11 protein-coding genes and 1 tRNA gene are annotated in these 11,219 nt (G+C 41.0%); 4 read left to right on the top strand and 8 right to left on the bottom strand.

The annotated features are described in order from the left end of the window. Positions 1-61 precede the first annotated feature (61 nt). Positions 62-706: a Uma2 family endonuclease gene (locus JUI58_RS19550; protein WP_204105490.1), complete on the top strand. Its 645-nt coding sequence runs from the start codon at positions 62-64 to the stop codon at positions 704-706. Positions 707-712: 6 nt separating this feature from the next. Here the strand turns inward: JUI58_RS19550 and dacB are convergent, their stop codons facing one another. The 3 genes from dacB to JUI58_RS19535 all read right to left on the bottom strand — a co-directional run bounded on the left by dacB (position 713) and on the right by JUI58_RS19535 (position 3,027). Continuing rightward, positions 713-2,200, bottom strand: a complete 1,488-nt coding sequence (gene dacB / locus JUI58_RS19545) for a D-alanyl-D-alanine carboxypeptidase/D-alanyl-D-alanine-endopeptidase (protein ID WP_204105489.1) — start codon at positions 2,198-2,200, stop codon at positions 713-715. Between the two features lie 81 nt (positions 2,201-2,281). Next, positions 2,282-2,354, bottom strand: a tRNA-Glu gene (locus tag JUI58_RS19540). A 124-nt stretch (positions 2,355-2,478) separates the two neighbouring features. Further along, positions 2,479-3,027 (bottom strand): NYN domain-containing protein, encoded by a 549-nt coding sequence (locus JUI58_RS19535; protein ID WP_204105488.1) that lies wholly within the window; start codon positions 3,025-3,027, stop codon positions 2,479-2,481. A 220-nt stretch (positions 3,028-3,247) separates the two neighbouring features. On the opposite strand from JUI58_RS19535, the gene JUI58_RS19530 reads away from it, so the two are divergent. From JUI58_RS19530 to JUI58_RS19520, 3 genes are all read left to right on the top strand, one after another. Beyond that, positions 3,248-4,858, top strand: a complete 1,611-nt coding sequence (locus JUI58_RS19530; protein ID WP_204105487.1) for a B12-binding domain-containing radical SAM protein — start codon at positions 3,248-3,250, stop codon at positions 4,856-4,858. Positions 4,859-4,986: 128 nt separating this feature from the next. Then, complete coding sequence (locus tag JUI58_RS19525) at positions 4,987-6,585, top strand: B12-binding domain-containing radical SAM protein (protein WP_204105486.1); 1,599 nt, start codon at positions 4,987-4,989, stop codon at positions 6,583-6,585. A 43-nt stretch (positions 6,586-6,628) separates the two neighbouring features. Continuing rightward, complete coding sequence (locus JUI58_RS19520; protein ID WP_204105485.1) at positions 6,629-8,221, top strand: B12-binding domain-containing radical SAM protein; 1,593 nt, start codon at positions 6,629-6,631, stop codon at positions 8,219-8,221. 70 nt (positions 8,222-8,291) lie between these two features. On the opposite strand, the gene JUI58_RS19515 is transcribed toward JUI58_RS19520, so the two are convergent. The 5 genes from JUI58_RS19515 to JUI58_RS19495 all read right to left on the bottom strand — a co-directional run. Continuing rightward, the gene (locus tag JUI58_RS19515) at positions 8,292-9,071 is read right to left on the bottom strand and encodes a DUF3226 domain-containing protein (protein ID WP_204105484.1); all 780 of its coding nucleotides are present in this window, start codon (positions 9,069-9,071) and stop codon (positions 8,292-8,294) included. Continuing rightward, on the bottom strand, positions 9,068-10,204 hold the full coding sequence (locus tag JUI58_RS19510) for an AAA family ATPase (protein WP_204105483.1): 1,137 nt from the start codon (positions 10,202-10,204) through the stop codon (positions 9,068-9,070). The genes JUI58_RS19515 and JUI58_RS19510 overlap by 4 nt, the downstream gene beginning before the upstream one ends. A 114-nt stretch (positions 10,205-10,318) precedes the next feature. Then, positions 10,319-10,660, bottom strand: a complete 342-nt coding sequence (locus JUI58_RS19505) for a DUF86 domain-containing protein (protein WP_204105482.1) — start codon at positions 10,658-10,660, stop codon at positions 10,319-10,321. Next, complete coding sequence (locus JUI58_RS19500; RefSeq protein WP_204105481.1) at positions 10,647-10,988, bottom strand: nucleotidyltransferase domain-containing protein; 342 nt, start codon at positions 10,986-10,988, stop codon at positions 10,647-10,649. The genes JUI58_RS19505 and JUI58_RS19500 overlap by 14 nt, the downstream gene beginning before the upstream one ends. A 16-nt stretch (positions 10,989-11,004) precedes the next feature. Continuing rightward, positions 11,005-11,219: Uma2 family endonuclease (locus JUI58_RS19495; RefSeq protein WP_204105480.1), on the bottom strand; the 215-nt coding region annotated here is incomplete at its 5' end.

Raw genomic sequence — 11,219 nt, 5'->3', positions numbered from 1 at the left:
AGCCTGTAAAATGCCTTGTAATAGTAACTTTGACCTCTAAAAAAAGTTTATGTTTTTAAATATGGTTGAAAAACCAGTTCCACAGTCTCCAGCGATCGCCACCGAGTTGGTTTTTCCCCTACAAGGAATAAGCTGGCCAACCTACAAAGCCCTAATTCGTGATGTGGGAGAAGATCGTGCTTGGCGAATTGCTTACCATCGAGAACTATTAGAACTCAGAATGCCACATTTAATTCACGAAGAACTTAAAGGTTTCCTCGAAAGTTTGGTTGAGATTGTTGCTGATGAACTGGAAATAGAATTGAGAAAACTCGGATCTGTAACCCTCGAACGAGAAGATTTGGGTTTTGCAATTGAACCAGATGCTTGTTTTTATATTGATAGTGAGGAAGAAGTTCGAGGAAAAACAATTATTAATTTACTTGAAGATCCTCCTCCCGATTTGGCGATCGAGGCAGATTACGAACATTCTTCTCTCGATAAGTTTAGCATTTATGAGGCATTCGGTATCCCAGAAATTTGGCGATATTCTGATGGAGAATTACAAGTTTATCAGTTAATTGAGGGCAAATATCAGAAGTGCGATCGCTCTCTCACTTTCTCTTTTTTGCCGATCGCAGAAATTCCCGATTATATCGAAAAAAGCAAGAAAATCGGACAGCGTGCAGCCTTTCGCTCATTTAGGAAGGAAATGCGTTATATTTAATTCTGTTTAATAACTACAAAATTGTAATTTCCTCAAGGCCAAAACAATTTTATCAATGGCTTCTCGTTGTTCTCGAACTGAGCGATCGGCATGATTGAGCATAATACTAAAAACTAAGGGCTGATATTCAGGAACTTCTAAGTAACCTGAAAGGGTAGAAACTCCTGTCATCGTTCCCGTTTTGGCTTGCATCATCTCTTGAACCGAAGTATTTTGAAAACGATTTCTCAAGGTTCCGCTAACTCCTGCAACGGGTAAAGATGCGCGGTAAATTTCCCCTTGAGGCGATCGCGCTATTCCTTGTAAGGTTTGCACGATCGCTTCGGGACTGAGGAAATTGTGCCTGGAAAGCCCAGAACCGTCGGTGAGTTGATAGCTATGGGGATCTACTCCTAAATCGTTTAAGGCTGCTTCTAGCGCATTTAAAGGGGAACTGAGAGCATTTTCTCCTAAAAGCTGTAAGAGTGCTTCCGCATAAAGATTATTACTGGGTTGATTGGTATCGCGAATTAAATCTGCGATGGGAGGAGATTCAATGTTGGCAACTTCTCGTTTTGTTTTCTGAATTTGAGGGCGATCGCGGATTTTTGCGCTGGCGATCGCAATGGATTCTATCTCTAGTAAAGTATGAAAAGTATCGAGAAAATATTGTGAAGGATTTAAAACAGCCATTCCCCAAGGATCTGAATTGGCATTCATTGCAAGCTGTCCAGTCAAATTAAGAATAGGTGTTCCTAAAGTTCTCGTAATATCAACGGTATAATCTGTATCGAATTCACCGGTTTTAGTTTGATTATTAAATTGCCATTGTCGTGCGGCGATCGCATCATCCCATTCTAATCTCAAAGGCTGTCCTAGTTCTTGCGGATATAGTGTTAAATTGAAAGTATTTTCGTTCAAAATCAAACGATTGACTGCTGCACCATAGTAAAAATTAAGATCGTAATTTTCCCATGTTGGATGTCGAATTGTTTGTGGTAATGAACGATCTTCAACGATTAATTCAGAAATGGTTTCAACCCCGCGATCGCGCAGTTGTCGCGCGAGTTGTTGTAGGGTTTCACGAGTTAAACTTGGATCCCCTTGTCCTGCTAAATACAAGCGCGTTAAATTGGGTGGATTTCCTGTAATATAAATGGGGGTACGAATGCGATAATCTGCTCCTAATTTGTGTAAAACCGCAGCCGTTGTTAAAAGTTTAGTATTAGAAGCTGGGACAAAGTAAGAACGAGCATTGAGAGCATATAACTCTGGATTAGCATTAAGAGAACTAGCATTAAGAGGTTCTACAAGAATTCCCCAACGCGATCGCTCAAATTCAGGACTGTTGATAATTGCTTCAATTGCTTGAGGAAGTTCTGCTGGACAAATAACCTCTTCCGCATTAACTGCAATTGAAGAAATAATAGGATTTATGAGGGTTAGCGCAACACACCATCCTATTTTAGAAATTAGAGAATTAAAAAATACAGCATTAGAGAATAGAGAAACCATTATATCGATATCGAAAATATATCGAAAATATACCTAAAATATCCCTAAAAAAGCGCAAGAAACAAATCCTGCGCTTTTTAATACCCCCAAGGGAATTCGAATCCCTGTCGCCTCCGTGAAAGGGAGGTGTCCTAGGCCTCTAGACGATGGGGGCTTGTTTCTAGGCTCGTCTGTTTTTTAAAAATTCAGACATTTGCCAATATAGCGAATGTTTTCAAACTTGTCAAGCAAATTGCAAAAGTTTTTTTGACTAATTCCCTGAGATGCCCCTGATAGCGTCAGTTTCGCCCCATTCGTAATTGCGTTAAACGCTGTTGTGCTTTCGGATCGAGGGAGTTAAACAAAAAACGCCCCCGAGAAGCCCTCTCTGGTCGATGTGTTTGTTTTCTTCTATTTTGTGCCTGTCTAACCGCGATCGCCAGTTCTCGAGCCGACATCAACTCGGCACCATACCCTCTCACAGTTTGTTGTTGCAGGCGATCAGAAGTTGCGACAATTAAACGGCGATCGAAACGTTCGACTTTGCGGGAAAAGGAGGCACAATATTTTTCAATATAACTATCCGCAGTTTGTGCGAAATCCGTATAGTAAGAGGACAGATGTGCGGTATGCTCTTCACGATAGCCAGGCTCTTCGCGGGAGTAAGCATCAAAGATAATCAATGTTTCCCAGCTTTGCCAAGCAGCATAGTTAATGAGAGACTCAATTAATTGTCGTCTCGCAGAGTCTAGACTCTCGCGATCGCGGGTTTGCTGTAATTCTGACCAATTTCCGATGGCGTTATAGCCATCCACAAGCAAAATGGAAAGTTTTTTGGATAAAGGCATGGTTCTTAGAGACTTGTAGCACAGTGCTTCAAAGGATTATTTGCAGATATCTCAATCAATATTAACAATGAGTGCGGCTTTAGTCATGCGATCGCTTCCCCATTGTTCCTCTTCTCATTGAAGAGATCGCCAGAAATTCTGGAGAAGGCGATCGATCTGCCAGAGATCGCGCTAAGATAGCGCGTAAACTACAGTAATATTCCTTAACAAAACAAATTTTATGAAAGCACTTCTGATTTACCCCTTATTCCCCAAGAGCTTCTGGTCATTCGAGAAAGCCCTAGAATTGGTGGGACGCAAGGCCTTACTTCCCCCCCTTGGACTGATTACTGTCGCGGCAATTTTACCCCAAGAATGGGAGTTTAAACTGGTCGATCGCAATCTTGCCAGTGTCACCGAGGCCGAGTGGGACTGGGCTGAAATTGTTATCTTATCGGGCATGATCGTCCAGCAAGGGGATATGATCGGCCAAATTCGGGAAGCGAAACAACGGGGTAAAAAAGTGGCGATCGGCGGTCCTTATGCTACCTCTTTTTATAAAGAATTACAAGGTGAGGCAGATTATCTCGTTTTAGATGAAGGGGAGATTACTCTACCTATGTTTGTGGAAGCCCTGGAAAAAGGGGAAGAATCTGGCATTTTTCGCGCTACAGAAAAACCTGATGTCTCTACTACCCCGATCCCCCGTTACGATCTTCTTGATTTGAATGCCTATTCTGAGATGTCGGTACAATTTTCTCGGGGTTGTCCCTTCCAGTGCGAATTTTGCGATATTATCGTTCTCTACGGTCGTAAACCCCGCACAAAAAACCCTCAACAATTAATTGCAGAATTAGAATATCTTTATAATTTAGGTTGGCGCAGAACGATCTTTTTAGTAGATGATAATTTCATCGGTAACAAACGCAATGTGAAATTATTGCTGCGAGAATTACAGCCCTGGATGGAAGAAAAAGGCTATCCCTTTACTTTTGGAACTGAAGCATCAGTAGATTTAGCACAAGATCAAGAATTAATGGACTTGATGACGGCTTGTAATTTTGGTACTGTTTTCTTAGGCATTGAAACTCCTGATGAAGATAGTTTGGCAGTGACGAAAAAGTTTCAAAATACCCGCGATCCTTTAAGCGAATCGGTGCATAAAATCATTAGTTCTGGGTTAAGGGTAATGGCAGGATTTATTGTGGGTTTTGATGGCGAAAAAGCGGGTGCAGGCTATCGCGTGGTCGAATTTGCCGAAAAAACGAGCATTCCCCTCGCCCTTTTTAGTATGTTACAAGCACTCCCCGATACAGCCCTCTGGCATCGTTTAGAGAAAGAAGGGCGGTTAATTGGGGGATCGGGAGATGTCAATCAAACCACTTTAATGAACTTTGTTCCTACTCGTCCAGTAGAAGAAATCGCCCAGGAATTTATTGATGGATTTTGGGCATTATACGACCCACAAAACTACCTCGATCGCACCTATCGTCACTATCGCATTTTAGGGGAAGCACCCTGCCATAAATATCCCAAACCTCGCAAAAAGAAAGCCAAGAAAAAAATAGAATTAGCAACCATTAAAGCCTTATTCATTATTTTCTGGCGACAAGGAATTTTGCGGAAAACGCGATCGACCTTCTGGTATTATCTCTGGGAAATGTTCCGTCATAATCGTCGCGGGGTTCCCAGTTATTTAACCGTTTGCGCTCAAATCGAACATTTCCTAGAATATCGTCAAATTGTCAAAGAACAAATTGAGGAACAACTGGCAGTCTATCAAGAAACCATACGACAAAATGAAGCAGAAATACCTGTAAAAGATTCGCAAATAAGCGCGATCGCCAGTTAACCATTTGCGATTAATCCCCCCGTCTGACCGACACCCCCCTTATTAAGGAATTAATCCCCCCGTCTGACCGACACCCCCCTTATTAAGGGGGGAGGGGGGGATCGAACAAACAACAAACAACAAACAACATGAAAGCATTACTCGTTTATCCCTTATTTCAAGATAGTTTTTGGTCTTTTCAAAAAACTATCGATCTCATTGGTCGCAAAACCTTTATTCCTCCTTTAGGTTTGATTACCGTCGCGGCAATTTTGCCCCAAGAATGGGAAATAAAACTGGTCGATCGCAATGTCCGAGACTTGACCGAAGCAGATTGGGATTGGGCAGAAGTTGTGATTTTATCGGGTATGATCGTCCATAAATCCGATATGCTTTCCCTGATTCGGGAAGGAAAACGGAGAGGAAAATTAATGGGAGTTGGCGGACCCTACGCCACCTCTTTATCTCACGAATGTAAAGAAGCCGGAGTGGATTACTTAATTCTCGATGAGGGAGAAATCACTATTCCCATGTTTGCTGAGGCGATCGCACGAGGAGAAAAGTCCGGTACATTTCGCAGTGATGGGGTGAAACCAGATGTAACTACCACACCGATACCGCGCTACGATTTGCTCGATTTAAACGCCTATGCCATGATGTCGGTACAGTTTTCTCGGGGCTGTCCCTTCCAGTGCGAATTCTGCGATATTATCGTCCTCTACGGTCGCAAACCTCGCACCAAAACCCCTCAACAATTAATTGCTGAATTAGAGTGTCTTTACGATTTGGGTTGGCGAGAAACAATTTTCATGGTAGATGATAATTTCATCGGCAATAAACGCAATGTTAAACTGTTACTGAAAGAATTGCAACCGTGGATGGCAGAAAAAGGCTATCCTTTCTCCTTCAATACTGAAGCATCGGTGGATTTGGCGCAAGATCAAGAGTTAATGGATCTGATGGTTGCCTGTAATTTTGGTTCCGTCTTTTTAGGAATAGAAACCCCCGATGAAGATAGTCTAAAAGTGACCAAAAAATTCCAAAATACTCGCGATACTTTAAGCGAATCTGTGGATCAAATTATTCGTTCTGGTATTCGTGTCATGGCAGGGTTTATTATTGGTTTTGATGGAGAAAAAGCAGGTGCCGGCGATCGCATTGTTCGTTTTGTGGACAAAACTAATATTCCCCTCGCTGTCTTTAGTATGTTACAGGCACTTCCCGATACAGCACTTTGGCATCGTTTAGAGAAAGAAGGGCGCTTAATGGGAGGATCGGGAGATATAAATCAAACCACATTAATGAACTTTATCCCCACTCGTCCCATCGAAGATATTGCCCAAGAATATATCGATGGATTTTGGCAATTATACGATCCGATCGCCTTCCTCGATCGCACCTATCGCTGTTATCGCATCTTAGGAACCGTAAATTATCCCAAAAAGGAAAAGAAAGCCAAGAAACCATTCAATTGGGCGATCGTTCGGGCAGTATTAATTGTTATCTGGCAACAAGGGGTCATTTACAAAACCCGTTGGAAGTTCTGGCCGTATTTGTTTAGCATGATTCGTCATAATTTAGGAGGAGTTGCCAGTTATTTAACGGTTTGCGCCTATATGGAACATTTCCTCGAATATCGCCAAGAAGTGAAAGCACAAATTGAAATGAAATTGGCAGAATATAAAGCCTTGCAGCAACAACAAGTCGTTGAGATAGAACCGAGTCGAGAAACTGCGATCGCGAGCTAGTATTGTCCACAATCCCACATAATCCTATCATTTTTATCAAACTATGAAAGCCTTACTTGTTTATCCAATATTTCCGAAAAGTTTTTGGTCATTTGAGAAAACCATTCAGTTACTTGGACGCAAAACTTTTTTACCTCCTCTGGGTTTGATTACCGTTGCTGCCATTTTGCCCCAAGAATGGGATTTTAAACTGGTCGATCGCAATGTTCGCGACATCACAGAAGCAGAATGGAACTGGGCTGATATTGTCATTCTTTCTGGTATGATTGTCCAAAAAGAAGACCTCCTGTCTATCATTCAAGAAGCTAAACAACGGGGCAAAAAAGTTGCTGCGGGAGGACCCTATCCCACCGCTTTACCTCAAGAATGTCAAGCAGTTGGCATCGATTATCTTATCCTTGATGAAGGAGAAATTACTCTGCCGATGTTTGTTGAAGCTGTTGAAAAAGGCGAACCTTCTGGTGTTTTCCGTGCAACAGAAAAGCCCAATGTGACGATAACTCCTATTCCTCGCTACGATTTATTAGATTTTGGTGCCTATGCTGTCATGTCAGTGCAGTTTTCTCGGGGCTGTCCTTTCCAATGTGAATTCTGCGATATTATTGTCCTCTACGGTCGTAAACCTCGCACCAAAACCCCCCAACAATTAATCACAGAATTAGAATATCTTTACAAACTGGGTTGGCGAGAAACTGTATTTATGGTGGATGATAATTTCATCGGCAATAAACGAAATGTTAAATTGTTGCTCAAAGAACTCAAACCGTGGATGGAAGAAAAAGGTTATCCTTTCACCTTTAATACCGAAGCCTCAGTGGATTTGGCACAAGACCAAGAGTTAATGGATATGATGGTTGCTTGCAATTTTGGTTCTGTGTTTTTAGGCATTGAAACACCCGATGAAGAGAGTTTAAAAATCACGAAAAAATTCCAAAATACCCGCGATACTTTGAGTGATTCTGTCGATCGCATCATCAGTTCTGGTATTCGCGTCATGGCAGGGTTTATTATTGGTTTTGATGGAGAAAAAACAGGTGCAGGCGATCGCATTGTTCGTTTTGTAGAAAAAACCAATATTCCCGTTGCTATTTACAGTATGTTGCAGGCACTTCCCGATACAGCACTTTGGCATCGTTTAGAGAAAGAAGGACGATTATTAGGGGGATCTGGAGACATCAATCAAACAACATTAATGAACTTTGTTCCCACTCGTCCCCTTGAAGAAATTGCCCGCGAGTTTATTGATGGGTTTTGGGAATTATACGACCCAGAAAAGTTCCTCGATCGCACCTATCGCTGTTATCGCATCTTAGGGACAGCTAATTTCCCCAAAAAGAAAAAGAAAGCTAAGAAAAAGATCCCTTGGCAAGGCATTAAAGGATTACTAATTATAATTTTCAATCAAGGTATTCTCCGCAAAACCCGTTGGAAGTTTTGGGGACATCTCTTTAGTATGATTCGGCATAATCCGGGTGGGGTCATGAGTTATTTAAACGTCTGTGCTTATCTCGAACATTTCCTAGAATATCGCGTTATCGTCCGCGAAGAACTCGAAGTAAAATTGGCGGCATATCAAGCAGGAAAACGCGAACATGATGCTGCTGAAATGGCTAAGGTGGAAGCGATCGCCAGTTAAATCCTAGAGAGGAATTGTTGTAGTGCGAGCATCTTGCTCGCTTGTAATATCTTACTCACTTGTTCGCTCATTAACCAGATTTGATATTAGCTTCAATTCCGAGTAAAGTTGTTAAAAAATCAACCAATTCTTGTAATTCTGTAATTGCTGCGTAAGTTTTTTCACTCACCCAATGATTATCTGATATACTTGTTGTATTGGTTTTTCCGGGTTTTAAAATACTGACAACGGTGGCAATTAAAGATTTTTCATGATCGAAGGGCTTCCATTTTAATTTTTTGATTTCTGCCTCGGAAAAACTGTTAAGATAGTTCTCGGCTTGTTCGAGATAGGTTGGATAAGCAATTTCCCCACATCTTCGGAGTAGGGTTTCTAGTACGCCTTCTTTTGAATTATCGGGTAAAATATAAATCCCCGATCGCGGTGTTTCTCTGCTAATTGTTCCCGGTCTGTCGGGGAAGTTGGGAAAATATTCTTGCAATCCTTTTTGGTAATTTCGGGCAATATCGATAGGGGATTTGCGATCGGCATCGGCAATAATGGCAAAAGCGGAAATCCTGTCGCGATCGATGTTAGAGAGTTTGTCTTTTAAATTCGTAACGAGTTTGCTACCTTCCCCGGCATAGATGGCAACAGAAAGCTCGTCTTTCACGAGAATTGAAGGCATATCCAATCTAGCATAGAGTTTCCCATTTTTTGGATAAACGGGGATAAATTTGCGCCAAAATGGATCGAGTTCCGAGACTTTACCATTAAAGCGATTAAATCCTAACAATTTACGGAGAATCTTTTCTACAAATGCTTGGTCGTGATTGCCTTCGACACCAATAAGAGCATATTTTTTGCTCACCAACGCACCTCCTGTCCCAATTCTTCTCTTAGTCTTTTGAGTCTATGCCAATCGTGTCTGACTACTTTTGTTTGCTCTTCATGGGGTTCTAAACGATATAACGCTAAGTCTAATTCTGCTTCCGTCGTTGCTAATATAGCATCAATAGCTTCAAGGCTATGAGTAGTGGCAAAAAGCTGCACATTCATGTCTTGGCATCCTTTAACCAACCAATCAAAAGATTGCGTTAAGGCCTCAGTATGAATGGTCAATTCAATCTCATCAATCAAGAGAATGCCTCCTTTTGCTTTTGCCAATTGTAGGGCAATATGGAATAAACGACGAACCCCGTCACCAAATGTATTCACAGGTGCTATTCCCGCTTTTTTATGTTGAATATAAATTTTAAAGAGCGATGATGTGCTTTTTGGAGATAATAAAATCATAACATCCTCAATATCGGAATCCATATAACGAAGTAAATTTAAAAGATCGGGTTTGAAGCTATTAAAACTAGCATCCGATAATAATTGAAATTGGTCGATATTTGAACGGTGAGAGGATGGCGTAACAAAAGAAGTTGGTAAGTGATTTTTTTTGATTTGATTATAGTCAAAGTCTTTCCCATATAAAATCAATTCATTTTCACTCAGAGAATATTGAGATTCAAATCCTTCTTCTCGTGCAAAAGTATCAAGAATTCTAGCATTTATCTTAATCCATAAATTGTTTATCTGTTCCGAAAAATTATCCTTTATTATGGGATTTTTATTTGTTATAGCTTGTGGGATACTTTTCTTTGACCGCTCTTGCAAACGAATCGATAAAAGTTTTAAAGAGATATGACCTTGACCAATCATAGATATAGTTTCTCTTTGAGCTTGACTTGCTGTTGAATTTTTTGATTGAGGTAGTAGCCACTGTAATTCTTCTAGGTCAAAAGAGTGTATTTGTGATTTTTCTCCTGATTGACGTTCTCTAATTCCCCATTTTTTAATATCCAAAGGATTGCAGTAAAGTGATAATGCTTCCAAGACACTGGTTTTTCCAGAGTTGTTAATGCCAACGAGAATATTAATCTGCCCGAGGTTTTCTAATTTGAGTTCTTTTATGCCTCGAAATTGATGGATTGTAAAACTTTCTAGATTTTTCATTGCCTTTTTTCAAGTACGATCGCTTCGTCCTCTTCGATTCCAGTATAGAGCAGTTCTCTCCCAGAGCGATCGCTAATTGTCGAGAGAGCTTACAATATGTGTTAATCTTTCTTCTCAAGCATCTCGAACAGGAACGAGGGGGGCGATCGCATCAAGAAACTCAGGTATACTATGCTGAATGGCATTCCAAACTAGATCGAAATTGACGCGATCGTATTGGTGAATGAGAATATCTCGCATTCCCGCAGTTTTCTTCCAAGGAATATCCGGATGTGCATCGCGAAACTCCTGAGATAATCGTTTCGTTGCTTCTCCCATGACTTCAATTTGATAGAAAATTGCCGATTGCTTGACTAAATCGGTTTCTAACTCCTCGCGAGTCAATCCTTCTGCAAATTGCAATACTAACTGTCCCGCATGATTAATATCCAATAAAGATGCCTTATCCCGCGACATAAATCAACCTCGCTGTACCTAATATTTCTGCTTGACGTATCCAATTGTGGCTTTCTTCAATCGATTCTATTGTTAATAAATCGACATCTCGTTGGAAAAGTTCTTCTAATTCGTATTTCATGCTAACAAACTCCAAACCCCAACGTGCATCGGGTTTAAAGCGTACCATAACATCAATATCACTCTCCGGTCGAAAATCGTCCCGCAACACCGATCCAAATAAGTAAAACTCTTGTACTTTCCATCTTTGACAAAACTCTGCGAGGACTTCTCGACTTAGGGCGATCGGAAGTTTTTCGAGAGGGAGTATTTCTTGAACTTCTATCATTATCTTTCCTCGCTTTTTAAGGAGCATTCCAATTTACTTTATCGTAAAGATCGGCCAGGGCGATCGCCAATTCAATCGTAGTTAAAGATAAACTGGCATTTTCCCCATCATACTCGCAAAATAGCCATTTCCCCGCCTCGGTTTTGCTGTACTGTTCTACATGGAAACTATACTGATCAATGAGAAGATATTCGCAGAAACTGGGAAGCGATCGATAAGCCGCAAATTTTT

Origin of the sequence: Spirulina sp. CCY15215, assembly GCF_016888125.1 — a bacterium.
Taxonomy (GTDB): Bacteria; Cyanobacteriota; Cyanobacteriia; order Cyanobacteriales; family Spirulinaceae; genus CCY15215.
Note: the sequence above shows the minus strand (reverse complement) of the source record. Positions and strands in the feature narration are given on the sequence as shown.